The organism is Acidovorax sp. GW823-FHT05D11, assembly GCF_058795695.1.
This window is the reverse complement of record NZ_CM179502.1, coordinates 1,152,098-1,178,939: the sequence shown is the minus strand read 5'-3', so window position 1 is coordinate 1,178,939 and position 26,842 is coordinate 1,152,098. Positions and strand designations below refer to the sequence as shown.

At 65.4% G+C, this 26,842-nt stretch carries 25 protein-coding genes; 12 read left to right on the top strand and 13 right to left on the bottom strand.

From position 1 onward, the window contains the following. Window positions 1-2: 2 nt before the first annotated feature. Window positions 3-611, bottom strand: coding sequence for a PilN domain-containing protein (locus AC3RCE_RS05355; protein WP_492254681.1), 609 nt, complete (start codon window positions 609-611; stop codon window positions 3-5). Further along, window positions 608-1,687 (bottom strand): pilus assembly protein PilM, encoded by a 1,080-nt coding sequence (locus tag AC3RCE_RS05350; protein WP_218340348.1) that lies wholly within the window; start codon window positions 1,685-1,687, stop codon window positions 608-610. Before AC3RCE_RS05350 ends, AC3RCE_RS05355 begins: the two co-directional genes overlap by 4 nt. Before the next feature lie 268 nt (window positions 1,688-1,955). Between AC3RCE_RS05350 and AC3RCE_RS05345 the strand changes: the two genes are divergently transcribed. Next, a complete protein-coding gene (locus AC3RCE_RS05345) occupies window positions 1,956-4,349 on the top strand; it encodes a penicillin-binding protein 1A (RefSeq protein ID WP_492254680.1) in 2,394 nt (797 codons plus the stop codon). Between the two features lie 67 nt (window positions 4,350-4,416). Here AC3RCE_RS05345 and cyaY read toward each other — a convergent pair whose 3' ends face one another. Continuing rightward, window positions 4,417-4,746: an iron donor protein CyaY gene (gene cyaY, locus AC3RCE_RS05340; protein WP_218293416.1), complete on the bottom strand. Its 330-nt coding sequence runs from the start codon at window positions 4,744-4,746 to the stop codon at window positions 4,417-4,419. Between the two features lie 12 nt (window positions 4,747-4,758). Between cyaY and lptM the strand changes: the two genes are divergently transcribed. Both lptM and AC3RCE_RS05330 read left to right on the top strand, forming a co-directional pair. Then, on the top strand, window positions 4,759-4,968 hold the full coding sequence (gene lptM, locus AC3RCE_RS05335) for an LPS translocon maturation chaperone LptM (RefSeq protein WP_218293415.1): 210 nt from the start codon (window positions 4,759-4,761) through the stop codon (window positions 4,966-4,968). A gap of 134 nt (window positions 4,969-5,102) precedes the next feature. Next, window positions 5,103-5,921 carry an oxygen-binding di-iron domain-containing protein gene (locus AC3RCE_RS05330; protein WP_218293414.1) on the top strand — a complete coding sequence of 273 codons (819 nt, stop codon included), beginning with the start codon at window positions 5,103-5,105 and terminating at the stop codon, window positions 5,919-5,921. 110 nt (window positions 5,922-6,031) lie between these two features. Here the strand turns inward: AC3RCE_RS05330 and msrQ are convergent, their stop codons facing one another. The 5 genes from msrQ to AC3RCE_RS05305 all read right to left on the bottom strand — a co-directional run bounded on the left by msrQ (window position 6,032) and on the right by AC3RCE_RS05305 (window position 12,186). Next, complete coding sequence (msrQ, locus tag AC3RCE_RS05325; RefSeq protein WP_369641633.1) at window positions 6,032-6,682, bottom strand: protein-methionine-sulfoxide reductase heme-binding subunit MsrQ; 651 nt, start codon at window positions 6,680-6,682, stop codon at window positions 6,032-6,034. 65 nt (window positions 6,683-6,747) lie between these two features. Further along, window positions 6,748-7,752, bottom strand: coding sequence for a protein-methionine-sulfoxide reductase catalytic subunit MsrP (msrP, locus tag AC3RCE_RS05320; RefSeq protein WP_492254679.1), 1,005 nt, complete (start codon window positions 7,750-7,752; stop codon window positions 6,748-6,750). 156 nt (window positions 7,753-7,908) lie between these two features. After that, a complete protein-coding gene (ccsB, locus tag AC3RCE_RS05315) occupies window positions 7,909-9,255 on the bottom strand; it encodes a c-type cytochrome biogenesis protein CcsB (RefSeq protein WP_218293411.1) in 1,347 nt (448 codons plus the stop codon). Next, complete coding sequence (locus tag AC3RCE_RS05310; protein ID WP_218340351.1) at window positions 9,252-11,408, bottom strand: cytochrome c biogenesis protein ResB; 2,157 nt, start codon at window positions 11,406-11,408, stop codon at window positions 9,252-9,254. The genes ccsB and AC3RCE_RS05310 overlap by 4 nt, the downstream gene beginning before the upstream one ends. A gap of 148 nt (window positions 11,409-11,556) precedes the next feature. After that, window positions 11,557-12,186, bottom strand: a complete 630-nt coding sequence (locus tag AC3RCE_RS05305) for a c-type cytochrome (protein WP_218340352.1) — start codon at window positions 12,184-12,186, stop codon at window positions 11,557-11,559. Between the two features lie 72 nt (window positions 12,187-12,258). Here AC3RCE_RS05305 and yihA point away from each other — a divergent pair, with 72 nt between their 5' ends. After that, window positions 12,259-13,002, top strand: a complete 744-nt coding sequence (yihA, locus tag AC3RCE_RS05300) for a ribosome biogenesis GTP-binding protein YihA/YsxC (protein WP_218293408.1) — start codon at window positions 12,259-12,261, stop codon at window positions 13,000-13,002. 49 nt (window positions 13,003-13,051) lie between these two features. Further along, entirely contained in the window at window positions 13,052-13,957 is a 906-nt protein-coding gene (locus AC3RCE_RS05295) for an alpha/beta fold hydrolase (protein WP_218340353.1), read from the top strand. A 120-nt stretch (window positions 13,958-14,077) separates the two neighbouring features. Here AC3RCE_RS05295 and AC3RCE_RS05290 read toward each other — a convergent pair whose 3' ends face one another. Both AC3RCE_RS05290 and AC3RCE_RS05285 read right to left on the bottom strand, forming a co-directional pair. Next, a complete protein-coding gene (locus AC3RCE_RS05290) occupies window positions 14,078-14,944 on the bottom strand; it encodes a lysophospholipid acyltransferase family protein (protein ID WP_218293406.1) in 867 nt (288 codons plus the stop codon). Then, complete coding sequence (locus tag AC3RCE_RS05285; RefSeq protein WP_218293405.1) at window positions 14,941-15,795, bottom strand: lysophospholipid acyltransferase family protein; 855 nt, start codon at window positions 15,793-15,795, stop codon at window positions 14,941-14,943. Before AC3RCE_RS05285 ends, AC3RCE_RS05290 begins: the two co-directional genes overlap by 4 nt. Window positions 15,796-15,927: 132 nt before the next feature. Here AC3RCE_RS05285 and metK point away from each other — a divergent pair, with 132 nt between their 5' ends. The 3 genes from metK to AC3RCE_RS05270 all read left to right on the top strand — a co-directional run bounded on the left by metK (window position 15,928) and on the right by AC3RCE_RS05270 (window position 18,034). Then, window positions 15,928-17,109 (top strand): methionine adenosyltransferase, encoded by a 1,182-nt coding sequence (metK, locus tag AC3RCE_RS05280; RefSeq protein WP_218340355.1) that lies wholly within the window; start codon window positions 15,928-15,930, stop codon window positions 17,107-17,109. Window positions 17,110-17,336: 227 nt separating this feature from the next. After that, window positions 17,337-17,522 (top strand): DUF1328 domain-containing protein, encoded by a 186-nt coding sequence (locus AC3RCE_RS05275; protein ID WP_218340356.1) that lies wholly within the window; start codon window positions 17,337-17,339, stop codon window positions 17,520-17,522. Between the two features lie 59 nt (window positions 17,523-17,581). Further along, window positions 17,582-18,034: a hemerythrin domain-containing protein gene (locus tag AC3RCE_RS05270; protein ID WP_218293402.1), complete on the top strand. Its 453-nt coding sequence runs from the start codon at window positions 17,582-17,584 to the stop codon at window positions 18,032-18,034. Window positions 18,035-18,118: 84 nt separating this feature from the next. Here AC3RCE_RS05270 and AC3RCE_RS05265 read toward each other — a convergent pair whose 3' ends face one another. Both AC3RCE_RS05265 and AC3RCE_RS05260 read right to left on the bottom strand, forming a co-directional pair. Further along, on the bottom strand, window positions 18,119-19,363 hold the full coding sequence (locus AC3RCE_RS05265; RefSeq protein ID WP_218340357.1) for a diguanylate cyclase: 1,245 nt from the start codon (window positions 19,361-19,363) through the stop codon (window positions 18,119-18,121). A 185-nt stretch (window positions 19,364-19,548) separates the two neighbouring features. Further along, window positions 19,549-20,250: an NUDIX hydrolase gene (locus tag AC3RCE_RS05260; protein ID WP_370628114.1), complete on the bottom strand. Its 702-nt coding sequence runs from the start codon at window positions 20,248-20,250 to the stop codon at window positions 19,549-19,551. A 157-nt stretch (window positions 20,251-20,407) separates the two neighbouring features. Here AC3RCE_RS05260 and AC3RCE_RS05255 point away from each other — a divergent pair, with 157 nt between their 5' ends. The 4 genes from AC3RCE_RS05255 to AC3RCE_RS05240 all read left to right on the top strand — a co-directional run bounded on the left by AC3RCE_RS05255 (window position 20,408) and on the right by AC3RCE_RS05240 (window position 25,486). Then, window positions 20,408-21,265, top strand: coding sequence for a cysteine hydrolase family protein (locus AC3RCE_RS05255; RefSeq protein ID WP_492244409.1), 858 nt, complete (start codon window positions 20,408-20,410; stop codon window positions 21,263-21,265). Window positions 21,266-21,309: 44 nt separating this feature from the next. Continuing rightward, window positions 21,310-22,500 (top strand): nicotinate phosphoribosyltransferase, encoded by a 1,191-nt coding sequence (gene pncB / locus AC3RCE_RS05250; protein WP_492244408.1) that lies wholly within the window; start codon window positions 21,310-21,312, stop codon window positions 22,498-22,500. Window positions 22,501-22,641: 141 nt separating this feature from the next. Beyond that, complete coding sequence (locus AC3RCE_RS05245) at window positions 22,642-24,342, top strand: NAD+ synthase (protein WP_492244407.1); 1,701 nt, start codon at window positions 22,642-22,644, stop codon at window positions 24,340-24,342. Between the two features lie 106 nt (window positions 24,343-24,448). Further along, the gene (locus AC3RCE_RS05240; RefSeq protein WP_218293396.1) at window positions 24,449-25,486 is read left to right on the top strand and encodes a bifunctional nicotinamide-nucleotide adenylyltransferase/Nudix hydroxylase; all 1,038 of its coding nucleotides are present in this window, start codon (window positions 24,449-24,451) and stop codon (window positions 25,484-25,486) included. A 79-nt stretch (window positions 25,487-25,565) separates the two neighbouring features. Here AC3RCE_RS05240 and AC3RCE_RS05235 read toward each other — a convergent pair whose 3' ends face one another. Further along, window positions 25,566-26,822: a Zn-dependent hydrolase gene (locus AC3RCE_RS05235; protein ID WP_492254678.1), complete on the bottom strand. Its 1,257-nt coding sequence runs from the start codon at window positions 26,820-26,822 to the stop codon at window positions 25,566-25,568. Window positions 26,823-26,842 lie beyond the last annotated feature (20 nt).

Genomic DNA, 26,842 nt, shown 5'->3' with positions numbered 1-26,842 from the left:
ATTTATTTCCCAATCGCGGCGCTGGCAGCGTCTTTTGCTTTTTGTGCTTCCCCGGTGCGCATCAGCCGGAAGCGCAGATTGAAGGATGAGACCCGACGCTGATCCTTGGAGGAAAGCGCAACGTTACTTGCCACAATCTCCACCAATTCCGGCTTCGATAACCACGGGGTGTTATCCGTGAGATTGCGGAGCATCTCAGAAACACGTTCATTGGATTGAGCGACGCCTTGCATGGCAATGACCTGCTCAGTTTGCTTGATGCTGGTCACATACGCCCCCTCCGGTATCTGACGCACAAGCTCATTGAGCAAATGAACGGGCAGATTGCGGTCAGATTGGAGATCTTCTACAGCTTTTTGCCTTGCTCGCAGAGCAGCAATCTCATCTTCAATCGTCGCGATTTCCTTGATCTGCCCTTCAAGAACTTTAATTTCGCTCTGCAAGAATGTATTTCGCTCCTGCTGGGCTGTGATCATCATCTGAAACCACCAGTAAATCGCACCCGCAATAGCCAAACCAATGAGAAATGATGCAAACATCGTGGCCTGAAAGGCCTCTTTTCGACGTTTGCGCGCAGCTTCCCGGTGAGGAAGTAAGTTGATCAATATCACTGCAGGAACCTCCGCATGGCCAGACCGCATGAGGTCAGATACGACGGTGCTTCACGCACCATTTTTTTCAAACGAACGGAACTTCCAATTTCCATGCCGTCAAATGGATTGACGGCGCTGCACGCGAATCCGGTCTGCTGGGTCACTGCTTCTGTAAGGCCTGGCAATGGAGCAGATCCTCCGGCCAACATGATGTGATCAACGCGGTTGTGGGGTGTACTCGTGAAGAAGAACTGCAATGCCCGGCCAATTTCTTGTGCCATGCTGTCTACAAAAGGTCGAAGGACGGCAGATTGATAATCTTCAGGAAGGTCACCATTTCGCTTCTTGCTTTCGGCCTCTTCGATGGAGAACCCGTACTGGCGAACAATCAGTTGTGTAAGTTGCGCCCCACCAAATGCTTGGTCGCGGTCGTAAAGAACTTCCTCGTTGCGAATGACCTGCATGCTCGTGGTCAGGGCACCCACTTCAAAAAGTGCGACCATGGCATCCACCCCCTTCTTCGGCAACGCCTCAATCAGGCGGCCTGCAGCCAGACGGGACGCGTGGGATTCAATGTCCACCACCACCGGCTTGAGCCCGGCTGCCTCCGCCAAACCTTGCCGGTCCTGTACCTTCTCGCGGCGCGACGCGGCAATGAGGACGTCCACATCGCCAGGAGCGTTCTTGCTGGGCCCGATGACGCAGAAGTCCAGACTCACTTCGTCGAGGGAGAAGGGAATGTATTGATTGGCCTCGGACTCGACCTGAACTTCGAGTTCCTGTTCTGTCATCCCGCCTGGCAGCGTGATCTTCTTGGTGATGACAGCCGACGGCGGCAACGCCAAGGCGACGTTCTTCGTGCGCGTGCCGCTTTTCTTGACCAGTCGGCGCAGGGCATCAGCGACCTCATCGAACTTCTCGATGTTGCCATCGGCGATCCACCCGCGCTCCAGCGGCTCGATCGCACAGCGCTCCAGCACCAGACTGCCCGCCTTATCACGCCCCAGCTCGACCAGTTTGACGCTGGAAGAACTGATGTCGATTCCCAGCAGCGGCGCAGACTGGCGACTGAACAAAGACCCCATTGAGCTCAAGATTGGTCCCCTGTAACTTGCCAAAATGAGGCAACAAAACTTAACACTTCACATGAATGCTATCAGTAAGATAGTTCTCCAGCAAAGATTTTTCCCCGCGTAACACTTGCGGAGCGTTGCCAAAAGCAGACGAATTTTTCGCGCTTTGCAAGACCGTTTGGGGAGGGTGGCGCGCCTTTTGGCGACCTGCTCATCGCACGGCGCTGCGATTTTCCGTGCTCAGGAGCAGACATTTTTATAATGGGGGGTCCTACCCCTCCGGAGCGATATGCCGCCCTCTCCATCGAAGTCCACCGACAAGCCGGACTCCTCCCCCGCTCCCCACCGTCCCACCTGGCTTCGTTGGTTCCTGCGTGCAATCCTCTGGATCGCAGGCTTGGCAACTGCAGCCGCTTTCGGGCTGGCGCTGACCATCGCCGTGGCCCTGGCCGTCGCCTACCCGAACCTGCCGGACATTTCCGATCTTGCCGACTACCGGCCCAAGCTGCCCCTGCGCGTCTATTCAGCGGAAGGTGCTTTGCTCGGCGAATTTGGGGAAGAGCGCCGCAATCTCACCCCCATTGGAGAAATCCCCAAGGTCATGAAGGACGCAGTATTGGCCATTGAAGATGCCCGCTTCTTTCAACACGGCGGCGTTGATTACAAGGGCGTGGTTCGCGCCGGTCTCGCCAATCTGGGCCGCGTGAAAAGCCAGGGAGCATCCACCATCACGATGCAGGTTGCACGCAATGTTTACCTCTCTTCAGAGAAAACATTTACACGCAAAATTTACGAAATCTTACTGACATTCAAGCTTGAGCATTTACTGAGCAAGGATCAGATTCTTGAAATTTACATGAATCAGATTTATCTCGGCAATCGCGCTTATGGATTTGCGGCGGCCTCGGAGGCGTATTTTGGCAAGCCATTGAAATCCGTGTCTGTGGCAGAGGCGGCCATGCTGGCCGGCCTGCCCAAGGCGCCCTCCGCGTACAACCCGATCAGCAATCCGAAACGGGCGCGCTCCAGGCAGCTGTACATCATCGAGCGCATGGAGGAGAACGGATTCATCACAGCCCAGCAGGCCACGGACGCCAAGAAGGAAGAACTCAAAATCCGGTCAGGACCGGACAACACCCGGATCCATGCGGAGTACGTCGCCGAGATGGCGCGCCAGCTGATCTTCACTCAGTATGGCAACGAGGCCTACACACGGGGATTGAATGTCTACACGACCCTCAACGCGGCAGAGCAGGAAGCTGCCTATGGGTCGCTGCGCCGGGGCATCATGGACTACGAGCGGCGACAACAGTACCGGGGGCCGGAGAAGTTCGTGGCCTTGCCCACTGCAGCCCAGGAGGTCGAGGATGCCATTGACGACGCATTGGCCAATCACCCGGACAACGGGGATGTCCTCTCCGCCGTCGTTCTGGAAGCCTCTCCCCGCAAGATCATTGCGGCCCGGGCCAATGGCGACAACCTCGAGATCACCGGCGACGGCCTGAAGCCCGCGCAGTCGGGCCTCAGCGACAAGGCACCGCCGAACATCAAGATTCGCCGAGGTGCGGTGATCCGGGTCGTGAAGACCCCCAAGAACGCCTGGGAGATCACACAACTGCCTGAAGTCGAGGGCGCGTTCGTGGCCCTGGACCCGCGCAGCGGGGCGATCCGGGCCCTGGTGGGTGGGTTTGACTTTGACAAGAACAAGTTCAATCACGCGGCCCAGGCTTGGCGCCAGCCGGGGTCGAGCTTCAAGCCCTTCATTTATTCCGCGGCGCTGGAAAAGGGGTTCACGCCCGCTACGGTCATCAATGACGCCCCGCTGTTCTTTGACGCCGGCGTCACGGGCGGCCAGCCGTGGGAGCCCAAGAACTACGACGGAAAGTACGACGGGCCCATGAGCATGCGCACCGGCCTGGCCAAGTCCAAGAACATGATCTCGATCCGGATCCTGCAGGCCGTGGGCCCCAAGACGGCCCAGGAATGGGTGTCGCGTTTTGGCTTCGATGCGGAAAAGCACCCGGCCTACCTCACGATGGCCCTGGGCGCGGGTTCGGTCACGCCGCTGCAGATGGCGACCGCCTATTCCGTGTTCGCCAATGGCGGATACCGTGTGAACCCCTGGCTGATCGCCAAGGTCACGGACCACAAGGGCCGCGTGATCTCGGAAACAACGCCACCGGTGACCAGCGAGCAGCCCCGCGCCATCGACGCCCGCAACGCCTTCATCATGAACAGCCTCCTTCAGGAGGTGACACGGTCCGGCACCGCCGCGCGCGCGCAATCCACGCTCAAGCGCCCGGACCTTTACGGAAAGACCGGCACCACCAATGATTCGGTTGACGCCTGGTTCGCCGGCTACCAGCCCACCATCGCCGCCGTGACCTGGATTGGTTACGACACGCCCCGCAACCTCGGAAGCCGCGAAACCGGGGGCGGGCTCAGCCTGCCGGTATGGATCAATTTCATGGAACGCGCGCTCAAGGGTGTGCCTGTCATGGAACCCACGGTGCCGGCTGGCGTCGTCAACGTCGGCGGGGAGTGGTTCTACGAGGAGTACGCCCGCCACAGCGGCATCTCCAGTGTGGGCATTGATGACCGCTCTGCGTCACCGGCGGTGGCCCCGCACGCACCGCCCCCGGCGGAGGAGCGAAACCGCATCCTGGACCTGTTCCGCAACTGACACGGCCGGGACTATCAGAGGCCCAGCCTGGGGGGCAGCAAGCTTGAGCCAGGCTGAGGCGGTTTCCCTAGGCCGAGAACTGCAGCGGCAGGCCCGCTTGCCGGGCTGCGTCACGGCTCAGGCAGTCAAAGAACTCTCCCGCGCCCTTGGTGTCTTGCCATGCCTGGCCATCGAAACGGTAGTGGTAGCCACCGGAGCGCGCCGCCATCCAGACCTCGTGCAGCGGCTTTTGGAGATTGATCACGATCTGGCTGCGGTTGGGGAAGGTCAGCGTCACCATGCCCCCCGAGCGCTGGGCGTCCACATCGGCCTCGGTCGCGTCGTTGATACGATCACAACTGCGCTCGACGGCCAGAAGCAGTTTTTCGGCGTGGTCCAGGAATTCAAGGTCGGTCATTACAATTTGCGCATGTTGATAGCTTCCCAAATTCTAGTCAGGACGCTTGTCCTTGCCGCCAGTACGGCGGCCCTCGCCGGCTGCGGCCAGCGAGGCCCCCTGTATCTTCCCAGCAGCCCCGCGGCTGCACAGCGCGCAACCCTTCCGCAGACCCTGACACCCAGCGTCGGCACGACCACGCCCGCCCAGGCACCGGCGGCTGCCGCATCGCAGCCGCGTTAAGCCGCGGCGAATCGCCGGCAGGGGCCTGCGGCCCACCTGGCTGCCACTACCAATGCCGAGGTGCTTGATTTCCATCAAGGACACCTCGAAGGGTCAATCGTACAGTCCGTGCTTTATCGCACTGCAGGATGGCCATGGCCCTGGAACTCTACCGCGACAAGAATCACGCTTGTCTGATGTTCACCGACCTCATCGAGGAAGACGGCCAGGCCGTGCAGGCCAACCAGTTCCTGATCGTGGACGACGACACGGGCGCCATCATCGATCCCGGCGGCAACCTCGCTTTCAACGAGCTGTTCATGGGAATGACCAAGCATTTCCCGCCACACAAGCTGTCGTACCTGATCGCCTCGCACGCGGACCCGGACATCATTGCCTCGCTGGACCGGTGGATGACCAGCACCAAGGCAGACTTGGTGATCTCGCGCGTGTGGGAGCGTTTCGCCCCGCACTTCACCAAGGTCGGCAAGACGGAGAACCGGGTCATCGGGGTGCCCGACAGCGGCGGCCACCTGCCGCTGGGCCGCCATGAACTGGTGCTGCTGCCTGCGCATTTCATGCATTCCGAAGGCAATTTCCATTTCTACGACCCGGTCAGCCGCATCCTGTTCACGGGCGATCTGGGGGTGTCCATGATGTCCGGTGCCGAGGCACGCGTGCCGGTGACCGACCTCAAGGCGCACATCCCGCGCATGGAGGGGTTTCACCGCCGCTACATGGTCTCCAACAAGATCCTGCGGCTGTGGGTGCGCATGGCGCGGCAGCTCGATATTTCCATGCTCGTTCCGCAGCACGGCGCGCCGATCATCGGCAAGCAGGCCATCAGCGACTTCATGGACTGGATCGAGAACCTGATGTGCGGCATCGACCTGTTCGACGACCGGGCCTACCAATTGCCCACCAGCTACATCGATCCGGTGACCCGGCAGCTGCGGCCCGGGCTGGGGCGGTAGCACGGGCCGTTTGCTCGATCTTCAATAAAAACAGGGCCTGGCGCTTTACTGGCAAGCGCAGCTAGCTATATATTTTATAGCAATCGATCTAGCATCCCATCCGCATTGCGTTACCGGGCCCCAGCGGCCGTCCGGCGGGGAGCCGCCGCCCCCTGCGCCGCCTGCCGCTTGCGCAGCCGGTGCCACAGCCGCCAGCCGAGCAGGGCCGCGAGCACCACCGCGTAGACCGCCACCTCGCCAAAATCGTTCTTGCCCGCGCGCATCCAGAAAAAATGCAGGATGGCCAGCCCCGCCACCGCGTACACGCTGCGGTGCAGGGCCTGCCAGCGCCTTGCACCCAGCGCCTTGATGGCGCGGTTGAACGACGTGGCGGCGAGCAGCGTGAGCACCAGCAGCGCCAGGGACCCTACCAGGATGAAGGGCCGCTTGACGATGTCGCGCACGATGTCGGCCACATCAAAGCCCATGTCGAACCAGGCGTAGCTCAGCAGGTGCAGCAACCCATAGAAGAACACGAACAGCCCCAGCATGCGCCGAAAGCGCGCGAGCTGGGGCGTGGAGGCGAGCACGCGCAGCGGTGTCACCGCCAGCACCAGGCACAACGCGCGCAGCGTCCAGTCGCCCGTGGCGCGGATCAGGGCTTCGGCAGGGTTGGCCCCCAGTTCGTTGGCGGCCGCGGCATACACCAGCCAGGCCAGCGGAAGCAGGCACAGCACGAACACCCCGGGCTTGGCGGCAGGATGGAGCAGCAGTTTTCGCATGGGGGTAAGGGCCGGGCCGGGCTTTCGCCACCGGACGTGACGGCGGAGCCGGGCGGACGCGGCGGTCAGTAGAACTTCTTGAGGTCCATGCCCGCGTACAGCTGCCCCACCTGGGCTTCGTAGCCGTTGAACATCAGCGTCTTGCGCTTCTTGGCAAAGAGGCCGTCTTCGCCAATGCGCCGTTCGGTGGCCTGGCTCCATCGGGGGTGGTCCACCTCGGGGTTCACGTTGGAGTAGAAGCCGTACTCCTGTTTGGCCGCCTTGTTCCACGCCGTGCCTGGCTCCTTCTCGACAAAACGGATCTTGACGATGCTCTTGGCACTCTTGAATCCATATTTCCAGGGCACCACCAGGCGCACCGGCGCGCCATTCTGGTTGGGCAGCACTTCGCCGTACATGCCGAACGCCAGCAGCGTCAGCGGGTGCATGGCCTCGTCCAGGCGCAGGCCCTCCACATAGGGCCAGTCAAGCACGCGCGAGCCGACAAACGGCATGGTGGCCTTGTCGGCCAGCGTCACGAACTCCACATACTTGGCGCTGCCTTGCGGTTCCACCCGCTTGATCAGTTCGGACAGCGAATAGCCCACCCATGGAATCACCATCGACCAGCCCTCCACGCAGCGCAGCCGGTAGATGCGCTCTTCCTGGGCACTGAGCTTGAGCAGGTCTTCCATGCCGTACTTGCCAGGCTTCTTCACCAGCCCTTCGACTTCCACGGTCCATGGCGTGGTCTTCAGGGTGTGAGCATTGCGGGCGGGGTCGGCCTTGTCGGTGCCGAACTCATAGAAGTTGTTGTAGGTGCTCGCGTCCTTGTAGTCGGTGAGCTTTTCCATCGAGATGGCGCCCGGCACGGTGGACTTCGCACTGGCCAGCGCCGCCAGCTTGCCAGGACGCGCGACAGTGCCCTGCTGTGCCAGCGCCTCGCGCCCGGCCCAGGCGGCCAGTGCCGCGCCCGCCGCCCCGCCGGCCATCAGCCGGAGCATCCTGCGCCGCTCCTCGTACACCGAGCGCGGCGTGATCTCGGAGGAATGCGGGTGGTTGAAACCCGGTTCGCGGGATGGAATCAGCATGGGTGTCTCCGGTGGTTCTCGGTTGAAACGGACTCTGCGATAGAGCGGAACAACTGCTAGTTCGTTCCCTGGGCCGTTCAGGTTACACCGAAGACACAATAGTTGCAGGCGCCGCCTGCCTGCCTGCCGGGCAGGGGCGTGCGGGCAGCCGCGGGCCTACAGCGTGCCGTAGCTGTGCAGCCCGCTCAGGAACATGTTCACGCCCAGGAACGCGAACGTGGTCACCGCCAGGCCGACCAGCGCCCACCAGGCCGAGACGGTACCCCGCAGGCCCTTCATGAGGCGCATGTGCAGCCAGGCCGCGTAATTGAGCCAGACGATCAACGCCCAAGTCTCTTTCGGGTCCCAGCTCCAGTAGCCGCCCCAGGCCTCGGCCGCCCACAGCGCCCCCAGCACGGTGGCGATGGTGAAGAACGCAAAGCCCACGGCGATGGACTTGTACATCACGTCGTCCAGGATCTCGAACGACGGCAGGCGCGCCGCGATGCGCTTGCGGCCGAAGAGGATGCCCGCCACGATGAATGCCGAGATGCCGAAGTACACCATCCAGTAGCTGCCGCCGTTCTCGGTGGCGCCCTGGCGGAACACGATGGGCTCGAAGCACAGGACCACGCCCAGCAGCCACAGGGGGGCCAGCTTGTACCAGCGGGTTTCGGTGGCCTGCTGCTTGATGAGGTAGGCGAACGCCACCATGGCAGCCAGCGCGAACGTGCCGTATCCGATGAAGTTGGCGGGCACGTGCAGCTTCATCCACCAGCTCTTGAGCGCGGGCACCAGGGGCTGGATCTCATGCGCCTCGCGCACCACGGTGTACCAGAGCAGAAAGCCGACCGCCGCGCTCACCACCAGCATCACGAAGCCGCCCAGCGCGCGGGTGTCGTACTGCTGCTCGTAGTACAGGTAGAACGCCGCCGTCATCCAGCAGAACAGCACGAACACTTCATACAGGTTGCTCACCGGGATGTGGCCGATGTCCGGGCCGATGAGGTAGCTCTCGTACCAGCGCACCAGCGTGCCGATGAGCGCCATGGCCACGGCCACCCAGGCGATGCGCGAGCCGAGCATGCCCATGGTCCTGCCTTCGCCGCGCGAGAACATGCCAATCCAGTAGAACGCGGTGCTGATGAAGAACAGCATGCTCATCCAGAGGATGGCGGACTGGCTCGACAGGAAGTACTTGAGGCCGAACACCGTGTCCGCGCGCGCCAGGCTGCCCGCGCCGTCCTGCTGGTACAGGCCGATGGCAAAAAGCGCCACCGCCGTCACCACCAGCATCAGCACGCGCAGCGGCCGCCAGAACCAGCCCAGCCAGATGGTGCAGGGAATGGCACCCAGCAGGATGCCTTTTTCGTACACATCCATGTAGCTGCCGTAGCGCTGCAGCGCATAGAGGCCGCCCACCGCCACGATGGCCGCGAACAGCCAGTCGAACCAGTTGCGGCGGGCGAAGAACCCCTCATTCAGGGTGATCGCGGTATTCGTGTTGCCGGTGGCGGTGTTCATGCGGTGCCTTCCGGGGCCTTGCCGGCCCCGATCAGTTTCTGTGCGAGCTGTACAAACTCCTGGTCCCCGTCCATGGTCTTGCGGTTCGTGGACAGCGCCATGGTGGCGTGGCTGCCGCCGCCCTGCGGCGCCACCCAGACCCAGACGCGGCGCTCGCGCACGTACAGCATGGCAAAAACACCGAGGATCAGCAAGGCGCAACCCAGATAGACAATGTTCTTGCCAGGGGCTCGGGCCACCTGGAACACGCTGGCCTGCACCTGGGTGAAGTCCTTGAGCTCGAACGCCAGTGGCGCGGGGTATATCTGCGCGTCGCTGAGCGACAGCACGGCCTGGGTCATGAAGCCCCGTGTCTGTTCATCCTGCGGCAGGCGCGGCAGGCCCGCGTTCTGGCGCGACAGCTGGGCCACCTCAAACAGCGTGCCATTGAGAATGCGCACCAGCACTTCACCGGCGCGCGCGCGCTCGGCCTCCGGCACATTCGCCTCCATGAAGTCCGAGACCGCCTGCAGGCCACCGGTGGGCTTGCCGTCCACCATGCCGCGTCCGGCGAACAGGGCCAGCGCCCGCGATGCGGACTGCTGCAGCTGCTCGGCCAGATCCGTGCGCGAGGCATCGATGGCCTGCGCCACATAGCGGCGCACCGCCTGTTCGCGCGCCACCGGGTCGGCCAGCGTGGCCTTCAGGCGCATGAAGCCGTCCATGCCGCCCTTGTCATCGGCCGGCACGCGAAGGTATCGGAACGGTTCCGCCGGGCTCTCGCGCACCCCCAGCAGGAACACCGGCACGCCGTCCCCCGTGTCCACGGGCAGCATGTAGTTGTGGAACTCGCGGGCCTGGCCCGCCGCGTCGCGCAGCTTGTAGCTCACGCTGGGGCCCACGTTGCGCAGCTCCTTCTTGGTCACGGTCTTGTTGGCCGCGCCCAAGCGGGACTCCACCGACTCGCGCAGGTCCACCTTGCGCACATCGACACCGGTGCCGCCCGGGCCTGCTCCGCCGAAGTTCTCGACATTGATGGTGCGCAGCGCCGTGAATTCCAGCGTCAGCGTCTCGCTGCCAGTGCCGCCGCCGTTGTTGGTCAGCTGGGTGGAATTGCCCACCACGCCCTCGACATCAAAGGCCTTGGCGCCTGCCACCATGGGCACGGCCCGCAACTTCAGGTGCGAACCACCGTCGTCGAAGCTCGACTGGTAGATCTCGATGCCGCGGTAGCTGGCCGGGTGGTTCACCTCCACGCGCGCCGGGGTCTTCTCGCCCGTGGCCTTGTCATGGATGACGATCTCGCTGGCAAACAGCTTGGGCATGCCGGTGGAGTAGTGCTCGACGATGAATTTCTTGAGCTCGATGGCGAACGGCAGGTCCTGCAGCAGCACGCCGTCGGACTGGTTCAGGATCGCCGTGCTCGACTGCGTGCCCTCCGCCACGAGCAGGTTGCCGCGGAAGGTCGGGTTGCGCTCCGACAGGCGGTGCTCGGGCTTCACATCGGCGATCAGCCCGCCGCCCTGGTACGGGGTCTTGCCGCCCAGCAGCATCTGGGCGCGCACGATGAGGTCACCGTCCAGCAGGCCACCCACGCACACCAGCACGATGGCGCTGTGCGCCGCGATGTAGCCCAGCTTGTTGGCAGCCCCCGCCTTGGCGGCCACCATCCAGCCGGTACCGGGGCCGGCGGCCGTGTCGCGCTGCTGCAGGCGCACTTTCCAGCCGCCGCCCGCCAGCATCGTGCCGATGCGGCGCGCCTCGGCCTCGGCGGACCCGCTCAGCCCTGCCTCGGCCTTGTGGTGGAAGGCCTTGAGGCTTTGCTCCCGGATGTTTTCCTTGTAGACCTTCAGGTCGATGAGGATCTTGGGCGTGTTGCGGGCAATGCACAGCGAGGTGCTGACCACCAGGAACGCCAGGATGAGGAGGAACCACCAGGCGCTGTAGACCGCGTTGAGCTGGATGGCGCCGAACAGCTCGGCCCAGAACGGCCCGAACTGGTTGACATAGTTGACCGCCGGCTCATGCTGCTTGAGCACCGTGCCGATCACGGAGGCGATGCAGATCACCGTCAGCAGCGAGATGGCGAACCGCATCGAGGACAGCAGTTCGATCCCTGCGCGCAAGGCCTGGGAACCAGACTGGATGCGAAGGCCTTGGGTGTTGTCGGACATGGATGGAAACGTGGGCTTCGGGGCGCGAAAGAAAGAAAAAGGGCGGGACCATCTGTGCGATGGGCCCGCCCGTTTTGGGATTGTTATTGGCGGTAGGTTCCGTGCGGCCCGGTCTTTCGGGCCACAAGATTGACGAAAATCAAATCGCTCAGCGCAGGCCGGCGATGTAGTCGGCCACGGCCTTGATTTCCTTGTCGTTGAGCTTGGCCGCCACTTGCGTCATCTGGATGCTGTTGGCGCGCGAGCCGTCGCGGAAGGTGTTGAGCTGTGCCACGGTGTAGTCAGCGTGCTGGCCCGACAGGCGGGGGTACTGCGCGGGGATGCCGGCACCGTTGGGGCTGTGGCAGCCCGCGCAGGCAGCGATCTGGCGGTCGGCGATGCCGCCACGGTAGATGCGCTCGCCCAGGGCGACGAGGTCCTTGTCCTTCGCGAAGCCGGCCTTCGCGGGCTTGGCGGTCACCCAGTACGCGATGTTCCGCATGTCGTCATCCGACAGGGCACTGGCGAAACCCTTCATGACGGCGTTGTTGCGCTTGCCGGACTTGAATTCCTGCAGCTGCTTGACCAGGTATTCGGGGTGCTGCTGCGACAGCTTGGGGTTGGCCGCGATGGCCGAGTTGCCATCGGCGCCGTGGCAGGCGGCGCACACCGCGGTGTAGCTGGCCTCGCCCTTGACGAGATCCGGCTTGGCCGCTTTGGGGGCATCGCCCGCCGCAAAGGCCGAAATAACAGGTGCTGCCAGTGCGGCAGCCGTCAGCAAGGAGGCGAGCAACTTCATATCGAGGGTCTGTGTTTATGTGCGCAAAACCTCGCGATTCTACAATGAGGCTCCCTCGCATCCCAATTCCCCATGACGACATCTCCTACCGCGCCAGTTGCTGGCTCCCTTCCGCCCGCACCTGACGCCAAGACCGCCATGGGCTGGATGCACACGGCCAAGTTCCTGACCACGGCCGCGCAGCTGCACCACCTGCCGCCCATCGACGTGCCCGAAATCGCCTTCGTGGGCCGCTCCAATGCGGGCAAATCCACCTGCATCAACACGCTCACCCAGCAAAAGCAGCTCGCGTTCGCGTCCAAGAAGCCCGGGCGCACCCAGCACATCAACCTGTTTTCCCTGGGCAAGCAGGGCGTGATGGATGCGGTGCTGGCCGACCTGCCCGGTTACGGCTACGCCGCCGTGTCGCGCTCGGACAAGGTGCGCTGGCAGCAGGTGATGGTGAACTACCTGGTCAGCCGCCCCGGGCTCACGGGCATCGTGCTGCTGTGCGACCCGCGCCTGGGCCTGACCGAGCTGGACGAGGCCCTGCTGGAAGTGGTGCGCCCGCGCGTCGAAGAGGGTCTCAAGTTCCTCATCGTGCTGACCAAGGCCGACAAGCTCACCCGCGCCGAGCAGGCCAAGGTGCTGTCGATTACGCGACTGAACGCGGGCGGTGGAGAGGTGAAGATGTTCTCGGCCCTCAAGAAACAAGGCGTGGACGAGGTGGCGCAGCTGCTGTGGCAATGGGCACACCCGGTACAGCCGGCCGCCCCCGCAGCAGCGCCCGACGGCACCGCCGCACCGGAAGCCCCTGAGGATTCTCAGCAAAATTAGGCACGGCGCTTGTCTGTCATGCGCTGCTAGCTATTCAATTCATAGCATCATGATCCAGACCCGTTCCGTCACCCTGCCCCACGGCATCACCCTGCACTGCCGCGTGACCGGCGTGGCCGGCCGCCCGGTGCTGCTGCTGCTGCACGGTTTCCCGGAAGGCGCCTTCATCTGGGACGAACTGCTGCTGCACTTCGCTCGGCCCGAAAACGGCGGCTACCGCTGCATCGCACCCTACCTGCGCGGCTTCGGGCCCTCCAGCAGCCCGGCCGAGGCCGAGGCCTACCGCGCCAAACACCTGGTGCAGGACCTCGCGGCCCTGATCGCGGCCGAGTCCCCTGGCGGCCCGCTCGAATGCCTGGTGGCGCACGACTGGGGCGGGGCCGTGGCCTGGAACCTGGCCAACCAGCAGCCGGGGCTGATGAAGCGCCTGGCCATCATCAATTCGCCCCACCCGGGCACGTTCCTGCGCGAGCTGCAGCACAGCCCCGCGCAGCAGGCCGCCAGCCAGTACATGCACTTTCTCTGCCGCCCGGACGCCGAGGCGCTGCTGGCCGAGAACGATTTTCGCCGCCTGTTCGGCTTTTTCGACGCACCGGACGGCCGCGCCCCCGCCTGGCTCACCGAGAGCGTGCGCGCCCAGTACCGCGCCCTGTGGCAGCAGGGCCTGACCGGGGCCTGCAACTACTACCGCGCCAGCCCCCTGCGCCCACCCCGCGAGGGCGACGACAGCGTGCAGGCGATCACCCTGCCGGACAGCATGCTCACCGTGGCCGTGCCGACCCTGGTGCTCTGGGCGATGGACGACCCGGCCCTGCTGCCCGGGCTGCTCGACGGCCTGCCGGGCTGGATTCCCCAACTGCAGCTGCACCGCGTGGAGCAGGCCTCGCACTGGGTCGTGCACGAACACCCCGAGCGCGTGGCGATGGAGCTGCGGCACTTTTTGCAGCAAAAATGATAGCTGTCAGCGCTTGAAGCGTAAGCGCTGCAGCCTGTTTTCACCCAGTGACAACGGGTTCCCCGTCTGTCCGCGCCCGCGAGCGGCCAGCCAGCAAGAGCCGGCTGCGCCTGGCTTCATTCAGTACACCGAGCCTTCGCCCTCGGGCCGCGTCTTGAAGCGCTTGTGCACCCAGTAGTACTGGCCGGGCGACACATCGATGTAGCGCTGCAGATTGGCGTTCATGAGGGCGGTGTCCGCCTGCACGTCGTCGGTGGGGTAGCCGGGCCAGGCAGGCGAGATCTCGGCCACATAGCCCGTGGGCGTGAGGCGCGTGACCATCGCGATCACCTTGGCCCGCCCCAGCCGCGCAAAGCGCGACAGCGACGGCACGGTGGCGGCCTGCATGCCGTAGAACGGCACGAACAGCGAGTCGTTGCGGCCGAAGTCCATGTCGGGCAACAGGTACAGCAGGCCACCCTTGCGCAGATTGGCGATGATGGGCTTGACCCCGTCGTTGCGGTTGAGCATGCGCACGTCGCCAAAGCGCTGGCGCCCCTCGCGGAACCAGGCATCCACGGCCGGGTCCGGGTGGGTGGAGAAGATCGACGTGAACGCGCGCGACGTGTGCAGCGTGAGCGCCGAGCCGCCCGCATCCATGCCGTAGAAATGCGGCGCGAAAATGATGGTGGGCGTGTCGCCCTCCAGCTCGTTGAGCGCTCCCCGCAGCTTCACGCGCTCGAGCACCACATCCCGGGGCGCGAACCACAGCCAGCTGCGGTCCAGCCACGACTGGCAGAACACCACGAAAGTTTCCTGCGCCCAGGCACGGCGCTGCTGCTCGCTGGCATCGGGATAACACAGCGCCAGATTGCGCAGCGCCACACGCCGGCGCGGCCCGGCCAGCACGAACAGGATGCGGCCGATCAGCCAGCCCATGCCGCGCAGCACCGGCAGCGGCAGGCGCGCCAGCACGCGCATGAACCAGACCCCCAGGCGGCCCGTCATGCGGCCACCTCGGGCGCCGCGGCGGACTCAGCGCGCGGCTGCTTGTAGCGGGCGTAGCCCCACAGGTACTGTTCGGGGCATTGGCGGATGAGGTGTTCCATGGCCTGGTTGATCTGCAGGACGGCGACGTCGATCTGGTCGGACAGCGGCTGTGCCAGCGGCTCGAAGTGGGTGACGAAACCCCGGCCCCAGGGCAGGCGCTCGCAGCGCGCCAGCACCACGGCCGCGCCCGTCTGCTGGGCCAGGCGCACGGCCAGGGTCATGGTGTAGGCGTCCCGGCCAAAGAAAGGTGACCAGTGGCCCTGCCCTTCGGGCGGCACTTGGTCGGGCAGCAGGCCCACGGCCTCGCCCCGGCGCAGGGCCTTGATCATCTGGCGCACCCCCGCGAGCGTGGTGGGCACGGCGAGCATGCCGGGCCGGTTGCGCGCGGTTTCCATCACCTTGGCCAGCCAGGCCTGGCGCGCGGGGCGGTACAGCACGGTGATGGGCCCGCGCTCGGCGCTCCAGCGCCGGGCCGCGGCCTGCGCCGACAGCTCGAAGCACCCCTGGTGGGGCGTGAGGTACACGATGCCGCGCCCGGCCGCGTAGGCCGCCTCGACGCAGGCCTCTCCCTCCAGCCGGCAGGGCATGGGCGCGCCCAGCCACAGGCGGGGCAGCTCGGTCACCATCCGCCCCGCATGGGCCACGGCCGCGCGCACGGTCCCGAACGGATAACCCGCCAGCGCCACATTGGCCAGGAAGCGGCGCCGGTAGGTGGGCGAGGCGGCGAACGCCACCCAGCCCATGGCCGCGCCCATGATGTGCAGCAACCACAGCGGAAATACGGAAAAGAATCGGAAGACGACTGGCATTAAAATGGATGGGTCGCTGAGTTAAATGAGCAACTTGCAGGGCGACGTTAAATAAATCTGCTAAAGCGTTCGCCAAAGCTCCTTCGGGGTGAGGGCAACGCCCCAAATGCCGGAACACAGGAGTTTATTCAAATGGCGAACGACTTTCTCTTTACCTCGGAATCCGTCTCCGAAGGCCACCCCGACAAGGTGGCCGACCAGATCTCGGACGCGATTCTCGATGCGATCTTCAAGCAGGACCCCCGCTCGCGTGTCGCCGCCGAAACGCTGACCAACACCGGCCTCGTGGTGCTGGCCGGCGAGATCACCACCAACGCCCACGTGGACTACATCCAGGTGGCGCGCGACACCATCAAGCGCATCGGCTACGACAACACCGACTACGGCATCGACTACAAGGGCTGCGCCGTGCTCGTGGCCTATGACAAGCAGTCCAACGACATCGCCCAGGGCGTGGACCATGCGTCCGACGACCACCTGAACACCGGCGCCGGCGACCAGGGTCTGATGTTCGGCTACGCCTGCGACGAGACGCCCGAGCTGATGCCCGCGCCCATCTACTACGCGCACCGCCTCGTCGAGCGCCAGGCCCAGCTGCGCAAGGACGGCCGCTTGCCCTTCCTGCGCCCCGACGCCAAGTCGCAAGTAACGATGCGCTACGTGGACGGCAAGCCCCACAGCATCGACACCGTGGTGCTCTCCACCCAGCACCACCCCGACCAGAGCGAAACGCAAACCAAGATGAAGGCCTCGTTCACCGAAGCCATCATCGAAGAGATCATCAAGCCCGTGCTGCCCAAGGAATGGCTGCAGGACACCCGCTACCTGATCAACCCCACGGGCCGCTTCGTCATCGGCGGCCCGCAGGGCGACTGCGGCCTCACAGGCCGCAAGATCATCGTGGACACCTACGGCGGCGCCTGCCCCCATGGCGGCGGCGCCTTCAGCGGCAAGGACCCCACGAAGGTGGACCGCTCGGCCGCCTACGCCGCCCGCTACGTGGCCAAGAACATCGTGGCCGCCGGCCTGGCGCGCCAGTGCCAGATCCAGGTGGCCTACGCCATCGGCGTGGCCGAGCCGATGAACATCACGGTCTACACCGAAGGCACGGGCGTGATCTCCGACGAGCGCATTGCCGCGCTGGTGAAGGAGCAGTTCGACCTGCGACCCAAGGGCATCATCCAGATGCTGGACCTGCTGCGCCCGATCTACGAAAAGACGGCGGCCTACGGCCACTTCGGCCGCGAAGAGCCCGAATTCAGCTGGGAAAAGACGGACAAGGCGGCGGCACTGCGCGCAGCAGCAGGGCTGTAAAACCCACCGCGCGAATCACGCGCCGTAAGCCCTCCCCGGCCCCAAGCCGCAACGCCCAGGCGTTGCGGCTTTTTTTCGCGCTGCGTCTGGCAGCCGCGCCCAGGGGCCCTCTCCTACAGCGGCAACCCGCCCGGGCTGACGGCCGCGCACCCGCCCCACCGGTATCGTTCCTGCACACCCTCACGCAGCCCCGGGCTGCTCTTCAACCCCCGCAAGGAGCGACCATCATGCTGAAGTACGCCATCATTTTTGCCCTGATTTCCCTGGTTGCAGGCGCGCTGGGCTTCACCGGTGTGGCTGCCGGCGCCGCTGGCATTGCCAAAGTGCTGTTCGTGATCTTCCTGATCATCGCCGTGGTGTTCGTGGTCCTCGCCGCCGTGGGCGTGGGCGCCGCGCGCAAGGCGCTGAAGTAGCCGCCACGGCTTGGTTGCACCCCCACGATCCACGCACAAGAAAAGAAATCAGGAATCCCATGGCCCTCAACATCTTTGAAGCGCTGCGCGAAAGCCACGAACGGCAGCGCGCGCTGTGCAAGCAGCTGGTCGATACCAGCGGCGACACGCCCGAGCGGCACGACCTGTTCGAGCAGCTCAAGACAGAACTGCTGGCGCACGAGCTGGCCGAGGAGCGGCATTTCTACATTCCGCTGATGGCGCACGATGCGGGCGTTGATCTATCCCGCCACGCGATCTCCGAACACCACCAGCTCGATGAACTGGTGGAATCGCTGGAGGATGCCGACCCCGCAACGCCCGCCTGGCTGCCGCTGGCCAAAAAACTGGCCGAGAAGGTCGAGCACCACCTGGAAGAAGAGGAACACAAATTCTTCCAGATGGCCGGCAAGCTGCTGACCGAAAAGCAGAAGATGCAGCTGGCCAAGGAATACCTGGCGACCTACGAAGAAGCAAAGACGACGACTGCCTGAGCGGCGACGGCATCCTTCTCACCCCATGTGAAGACAGTGCGTGAATTGCGCGTCGCGCCCCCGCGGGGGAACGTGATCAGCGCCTCAGGCCACCGCTTCCTCGGCCTGCACCACGCAGTTGCGGCCCCGGGACTTGGCCACATACAGGGCGGTGTCCGCGCGCTTGATGAGGGCATGGGCGTCTTCGTGATGGTCCCAGGTCGCCACGCCAAAACTCGCGCTCACATGGCCCACCGAATCGAAGGGCGCGCCGGCGATGCGGGCACGCACGGCCTCGGCCATGGCCATGGCGGCGTCCACCGGGGTTTCCTTGAGCAGGATGATGAACTCCTCCCCGCCGAAACGCGCCGCGCAGTCGGACGAGCGCAGCAGTTCGCGCACGCGCAGTGCCGTGCTCTTGAGCACCACGTCGCCCGAATCGTGCCCGAAGGTGTCGTTGATGCGCTTGAAGAAGTCGATGTCGAACATCACCACCGACAGGTGGCTCTTCTTGATGCGGGTGTCGGCCATCTCGGTCTCCAGCCGTTCGAAGAAGCGGCGGCGGTTGACCAGATCGGTCAGGAAGTCCTTGGTGGCCAGGTCCTCGAGCTTGCGGTTCAGGCGCGCCATGGGCTCGATCACCAGCGAGGACAGCGACAGGTTCAGCACCACGAACAGCAGCACGAAGCTGCCCAGCAGCGCGCCCATCACGGTATAGAAGGTCTGGCGCGCCTTCTCCAGCGGGAAGTACATCGGCACCTTCACCACCTGGATGCCCACCGTTTCGTTCATGCCCCAGCCAAAGCCGTTCTTGTCGCCATACACCTTGAGCATGGTGGGGGGCGCCACGGCCGGTGTGCTGTGGCAGGCCATGCACTGGGCCTGCTTGATGGTGATGGGGCGGGCCACGTACAGGGCGCGGTGCATGCCCTCGCCCACCTCGCCGGAGACCTCCTTCTTGAGGTCCGCGCGGCCTTCGCGGAAGTCGCCGATGATGCGCTCCTCCCATTCCGTGGCGCGGTCGCGCAGATTGGTGGGATTGAGCACCGCCTCCTTGTACTCATACCCGGGAAAGCGGCTCTGCAGGCGACGCAGGGTCTCCGTGGCGGCATAGGCTGGCACCGTCTGGGGGAGGAATTTTTCCGCCAGCGTCACGTCCAGATGCGGCTTGACGAGCTCGGTGGTGTAGTCGCGGATCGCCATGGCCGCATGCATCATGATCTGCGAGTTGTGCTGCACCTCCTCGATCGCCGACTGCTGCAGGAATCGGTGCACGTACAGCCCCGCCCCCACCACCGCCAGCAGCAGCACACCCGCCAGCACCAGATTGAATTTCAGCCGCAAAGACATGGATGACCCTCAGGCGCCAGCGTCGGGCCGGCTTGTTGTTGTTGGCGGTGCGGCGGCGGCCCTCCCGGCCCGCCGGCGCGCACCCACCCTTCGTGGGACACAAAGTTTGCGTTTGTGCCAGATTTCCCCGGCGCGGTCCAACTTTTTCGTTCGTTCGTGCGTGCGTGCGCGCCGCCGCCAGGGCGCTACAGCCCCCGTGCGCTCAGCGACAGGCTGCGCCGGTAGGCGTGACGCACCCGGTACAGCTGCGCGGGCCGGTGGGCGCCGCCGGTCTGCAGGGCACCGGGCAGTGCCTCCAGCATCGCGAGCTCGTCCATCTTGCGGCGAAAGCTCACCTTGTTGATCGCCTCGCCCAGCACGGCTTCGTAGACCGCCTGCAGCTGCGGCAGCGTGAAGGGCTCGGCGCACAGGTGCACGGGCATGGACGAATACTGGCTCTTGCTGCGCACGCGCAACACGGCGGCATCGACGATCTGGCGGTGGTCGAACGGCAACGGCGGCAGGCCGCCGTCCACGGCCACCAGCTGCACACGGCCCTCCGCCTGGGCCAGCGTCCCGGGCGGGACCAGCGCACAGTACGCCACCGCCAGGGACCAGCCCCGCGGGTCCCGCACCGCGCCCGAGAAGGTGGCCAGCTGCTCCAGATAGGGACTCTCCAGGCCCGCCTTGGCACGCAGCACGCGGGCGGCGGCGGCCTGGGCGTCCACATCGTCCTGAGCGTGGATGTAACCGCCCGGAAGCGCCAGCGCCTGGGCGAACGGCGCGTGCTCCCGGCGCACCAGGGCCACCTTCAGCACCCCCTCTTCCAGGGTCAGCAGCACCACATCCACGGTGCAGATCACGGCACAGGCGCTGTCGTCGTTCATGGGGGAAGGCACATGGTTCATTGCAGAGATATACGAACGAGGCTACCACCGGGCGGCGCAAACCCCAAGCGCTTGCGTGCTGGCCGCTGGCGCACAGCGGAAACATGAGGTTTCACATTAGTTAGTTGCATTATTAACCTAACAAACCTACACTGTTCCCATACCGAAGGAGAAGCCCATGGCCCGCAATATCCAGCTGCTGGTGATCGACCCGCAAAACGACTTCTGCGACCTGCCGGCCGATTGGCAACCCCGCCAGCCGGACGGCACCCGCACGATGCCCAGCCTGCCCGTGGCTGGCGCCCACGCCGACCTGCAGCGCGCGGCCGCCTTCATCCGCGCGCAGGCGGGGCGGCTCGACGCCATCACGGTGACGCTCGATTCGCACCAGCGCTTCGACATCGCCCACCCCGGCTTCTGGCAGCAGGCCGACGGGTCGGCCGTCGCGCCCTTCACGCCCATCACGGCGGCCCAGGTGCGCAGCGGCGCCTTCACCCCCCGCAGCGCCGCCGCACTGCCCCGCACGCTGGCCTACCTGGATGCGCTGGAAGCCCAGGGCCGCTACACGCTCATGGTCTGGCCGGTGCACTGCGAGATCGGCAGCTGGGGCCACGGCGTGCATGCCGACGTGCTGGCCGCCTGCGGCGACTGGCAGCTGCAGCTACAGCGCGCGGTGCACCACGTGTTCAAGGGCACCAACCCCTGGACCGAGCACTACAGCGCGATCCAGGCCGAGGTGGTCGATGCCGCCGACCCGGACACCGCCCTCAACACCCGCCTGCTCGCGGCGCTCGACACCGCCGACCTGCTCTTCATCGCCGGCGAGGCCAGCAGCCACTGCGTGCGCGCCACCACCGAACACATCGTGCAGCACCTGCCCCGCCTGCAGGCGGCGGGCGCCCGGCCCGGCCACATCGTGCTGCTGACCGACTGCATGAGCCCCGTGGGCGGCTTCGAGGCGCAACACCAGGCCTTCCTCGACGCCATGCGCGCGCAAGGGGTGCAGCTGGCCACCAGCACGGAAATCGGCCTCTAGCGCTTGCTGAACAAGCGACAAGCTATAAAAACAGGAGCATCATCATGACCCGCATCATCACCAGCCTGCTCGACACCGACCTGTACAAGTTCACCATGTGGCAGGCCCTGCTGCACCGCCATCCGCAAACACAAAGCGAATACCGCTTCGTGTGCCGCAACCAGCCCCTGTACCCGCTGGCCGAGCTGCTGCCGCAGGTGAACGCCGAGCTGGACCACCTGTGCTCGCTGCGCTTTACCAAGGGCGAGCTCGACTACCTCGGCGGCCTGCGCTTCATCAAGAGCGACTTCGTCGACTTCCTGCGCCTCTTCCAGTTCCAGCGCAACTTCATCGAGGCGCGGGCCGAGGGCGACACGCTGACCATCGTGGCCCGCGGCCCCCAGGTGCATGTGATGGGCTTCGAGATCTTCGTGCTGGCCATCGTGAACCAACTGTACTTTCGCCGCTTCGACGCGGCCGCAGCGCTGGCCAGCGGGCGCGAGCGCCTGGCCGCCAAGGTACAGCGGTTGCAGGACCTGGCCCGGCAAGCCACCTTGCGCCACCCCTTCGAGCTGTTCGACTTCGGCCTGCGCCGCCGCTACAGCGGCGACTGGCAGCGCGAGGTGGTCAAGACATTTGCAGAGCAGACACCCCAGTGGTTCAAGGGCACCAGCAACGTGCTGCTGGCGCGCGACCTGAACCTGGTGCCCATCGGCACCATGGCGCACGAATACCTGCAAAGCTACCAGGCGCTGGGCGTGCGGCTGCGCGACTTTCAAAAGGCCGCGCTGGAGGACTGGGTGCAGGAGTACCGGGGCGACCTGGGCATCGCGCTGACCGACACGGTGGGCATGGACGCCTTCCTGGCCGACTTCGACCTGTACTTCGCCAAGCTGTTCGACGGCCTGCGCCACGACTCGGGCGACCCGGTGGCCTGGGGCGAAAAGGCGCTGGCGCACTATGCCAGGCTGCGCATCGACGCGCACACCAAGCGGCTCGTGTTCTCCGACGGCCTCGACCTGGAGCGCGCCCTCATGCTGTACCGCCACTTTGGCGACCGCACGCAGCTCGGGTTTGGCATTGGCACGAACCTCACCAACGACATGGGCGCAGACCACAAGCCCCTCAACATCGTGATGAAGCTCACGCACGCCAACGGCCAGCCCGTGGCCAAGCTCTCGGACACGCCCGGCAAGACGCTGTGCGACGATGAAACATACTTGGCATACCTGCGCCAGGTCTTCAGCATTGCATAAGAAGCCCCCTGAGTCGCTTCGCGCCTTCCTCCGGGGAGACGACGCCCTCACTGCGGGGCGGCCCTTGCTCGGCGTCCCTGGCATGGGCTGCGCCCGTGTCGGCGGCTGCCGACGAAATCGAACCTTAGGAGGAATGACACCATGCTCCGCATCACCATCGCCCAGCTCAACTTCACCGTCGGCGACATCGAGGGCAACGTGGCCCGCATGGTGGCCGCCGCGCAGCAGGCGGCGCGCGAACAGGCCGACCTCATCGTGTTCAGCGAACTGTCGCTGTGCGGCTACTACCCCGGCGACATGCTGGAGGAAAGCACCTTCCAGCAGCGCATCGAGGCCGGCCTGGCCGCGCTGCAGCAGGCCTCCGCCGGGCTGCCGCAACTGCACTGGGTGGTGGGTGCGCCCACGCCCGCGCGCGGCCCCGGCAAGCGGCTGCACAACAGCCTGCTGGTGCTGCAGGGCGGCACCGTGCGCCTGCAATACGCCAAGCAGCTGCTGCCCACCTACAACATCTTTGACGAGCGCCGCCATTTCGAGCCGGGGCCCGACGTGGCCAAGGTGCTGCGCATCGGCAACGCCCAGGTGGGCCTGCTGGTCTGCGAGGACGGCTGGAACGACCACGGCGCCGACTACGCGACGAACCCCTTCGAGCGCATGCGCGACGCGGCACCCGACCTGGTGGTGAGCATCAATGCCAGCCCCAGCCACATCGGCAAGCGCGAACAGCGCCACCAGATCTTTGGCGGCTCCTCGCGCCGGCACGGCCTGCCCATCCTGTATGTGAACCAGGTGGGCGGGCACGACCAGGTGGTGTATGACGGCGCCTCGTTCGCCGCCGAGCCCGAGGCCGGCATCGTCTTCGAGGCGCCACGCTTCGTGGAGGACGTGCGCACGCTCCGATTCGAGGGCGGAAGCTTCTTCACGGCGGAAGGCGCACGCCCCGCGCCCGTGCCGGAGCAGGGCCTGCCCACGATGGATTTCTACCGCCAGCAGATCGTGCTGGGCCTTTCGGACTACGCGCGGCGCTGCGGCTTCACGCAGGTGGTGGTGGGCAGCTCGGGCGGCATCGACAGCGCGCTCACCCTCGCGCTGGCGGCCGAGGCGCTGGGACCCGGGAACGTGGTGGGCATCACCATGCCCTCGCGCTATTCCAGCAGCGGCTCGGTCGATGACTCGGTGGCGCTGTGCCGCAACCTGGGCGTGCAGCTCTTCACGCACCCGATCGCCGATCTGGTGGCGGGCTACGCGCGGCAGTTCGAGGCCAGCTTTGGCCCGCCGCTGGCGGGCCTGCCGCTTGAAAATTTGCAGGCGCGCATCCGTGGCACGGTGCTGATGGAGTATTCCAACGCCTTCGGCCACCTGCTGCTCACCACCGGCAACAAGTCGGAAATCTCGGTGGGCTACTGCACGCTGTATGGCGACACCAACGGCGGGCTGGGCCTGATCGGCGACCTGTACAAGACCGAGGTGTTCGCGCTTGCGCGCCATGTCAACGAACACGCCGGGCGCGAGCTGATTCCGCAGGCCATCATCGACAAGGAACCGTCCGCCGAGCTGGCGCCCGGCCAGCGCGACGTGGACAGCCTGCCACCCTACCCGGTGCTGGACGAAGTGCTCAAGCTGCTGATCGAGGGCGACCGCCTGTCGAGCGCCGAGCATGCGGCCGCGCAGGCCTTCGTGGCGCAGCTGCAGCAGGAAGAAGCCGGCCGCGCGCTGGTGCAGCGCGTGCGCATGATGGTGGCGCGCAACGAATACAAACGCCGCCAGGCCCCGCCCATCGTGCGCGTGCGGGCCCGGGCCTTTGGCAGCGGGCGGCAGATGCCGATTGCGGCACGGTATGCATGAACCATCGATCAGATAAAATCACTACAAAAAAGATAGCTGCTGGCGCTTGATGGACAAGCGCCAGCGGCCAAAAAACCTCAAAAATACAACCCAGCAATGGAGACACATGCTCGATACCGCCATCTACATCGGGCGTTTTGAACCCGTGCACAACGGCCACATCGCGCTGCTGCGGCGCGCGCTCGACAGCGCGCAGCAGGTCATCGTGGTGGTGGGCTCGGCCTGGCAGGCGCGCTCGCCCAAGAACCCCTTCACCTGGCAGGAGCGCGAAGCCATGCTGCTGATGGCGCTGCCCGAGGCCGACCGCAGCCGCGTGCAGGTGCTGCCCATGCGCGACTACTACAACGAGGCCGTGTGGGTGCAGGCCGTGCGCCAGGGTGTGGCGCGTTTGACCGCACCGAATGCGCGCACCGGGCTGGTGGGCCACTTCAAGGACGCCACCAGCGGCTACCTGAGCGCGTTCCCCGGCTGGGAGCTCATCCATGTGGAGCGCCAGGGCCCCATCGACGCCACGGCCATCCGTGACGCCTGGTTTGGTGCGAGCCCCGACACCGTTCCCTCCGCCCTCGCCCCCCTGGCCAACCAGATGCCCCCCAGCACCCTGGCCACGCTGGTCCAGTTCGCGCAGACCCCGCACTACCTGGCGCTGCAGCAGGAGTGGCGGATGCTGCGCGGCTACCGCCAGGCCTGGGCGGCCGCGCCCTATCCGCCCGTGTTCGTGACGGTGGACGCCGTGCTGCGCTGCCGCGACCATGTGCTGCTGATACGCCGCGCCCACGCCCCCGGCAAGGGCCAGCTGGCGGTGCCCGGCGGTTTCATCGAACAGCGCGAGACCGTGTGGCAGTCGTGCCTGCGCGAACTGGTGGAAGAAACCCACTGCCACCTGCCCGAGGCCACCATGCGCGCCGCCCTGCAGTCGGTGGCCGTGTTCGACCACCCCGACCGCAGCCAGCGCGGGCGCACGCTCACGCATGCGCACTACTTCGATCTGGGGGACGCGCCCTTTCCCGTGGTGCAGGCCGATGACGATGCGATGCTGGTGCAGTGGACGCCCATCGGCCAGCTGGCGGGCCTGGAAGAGGAGTTCTTTGAAGACCACTTCCACATGCTGGACCACTTCCTGGGGCTGACGGAACTGCACTGACGGCGCAGGGCCGCATTTCGGGCAAGAACTGCTGCCGGCGCTTGTCCATCAAGCGCTGACAGCTATCATTCAGATAGCATCAAGTCCCCGCCCGCTCGAGCATGGCATGCAGCAGCACGTTGCACCCCGCCGTGATGTGCTCGGGCTTGGCATCCTCGATCTCGTTGTGGCTGATCCCGTCCTTGCACGGGATGAAGATCATGCCGCTGGGCGCCAGCTTGGCCATGTACACGGCATCGTGCCCCGCGCCCGAGACAGCGGGCATGTGGCTGTAACCGAGCTTGGCGGCCGCGCGGCCCACGGCCTCCACGCAGTTCTCGTGGAAGGCCTGGGCCGGGTAGCTGGACACCATCTCGATGTGCACCTGCACGCCGTGTTCCTGGGCCACCTGCCCGGCCAGGGCCTTCACCTCGGCGGCCATCTGGTCCACGAGTTCGTCGGTGCTGTTGCGCAGGTCGATGCTGAACTTGACCCGCCCGGGGATCACGTTGCGGCTGTTCGGGAACACCTGCACCATGCCCACGGTGCCGCGTCCGTGCGGCGGGTGGCGGTGGGCTGCCGCCACCACGTCCTGCATGATGCGCGTGGCGGCCAGCATCGCATCCTTGCGCAGCGCCATGGGGGTGGGGCCGGCGTGGGCTTCCATGCCGGTCACGGTGCAGTCGAACCAGCGGATGCCCAGCACGCCGCTGACCACGCCGATGGTCTTGTCGTTGTCTTCCAGCACCGGACCTTGCTCGATGTGGGTTTCGAAGTAGGCACCGATGGGGTGGTCGCCGGGTTCCTGGTCGCCGATGTAGCCGATGCGTTCCAGCTCGCCCTTCACGGTCTTGCCCTCGGTGTCGGTGGCGGCGTAGGCGTGTTCCAGCGTGAAGGCCTTGGCGAACACGCCCGAGCCCATCATCACGGGCACGAAGCGGCTGCCCTCCTCGTTGGTCCAGAACGCGACTTCGATGGGCGCCTCGGTCTCGATGCCGTGGTCGTTGAGCGTGCGCACCACCTCGATGCCCGCCAGCACGCCGTAGTTGCCGTCGAACTTGCCGCCCGTGGGCTGGGTGTCGATGTGGCTGCCGGTCATGATGGGCGGCAGGCTGTTGTTGCGCCCGGGGCGGCGCATGAAGCCGTTGCCGATCTTGTCGATGGTCACCGTCATGCCCGCCTCGCGCGCCCAGCGGGTGACGAGATCGCGGCCCTGCTTGTCCAGGTCGGTGAGGGTGAGGCGGCACACGCCGCCCTTGGGGGTGGCGCCGATCTGCGCCAGCTCCATGAGCGAATCCCACAGGCGCTGGCCGTTGATGCGCAGGTTCTCGATATCGGGTTTGACTTTGGTGTCCATGGTGTTCTCCAGAGGCATTG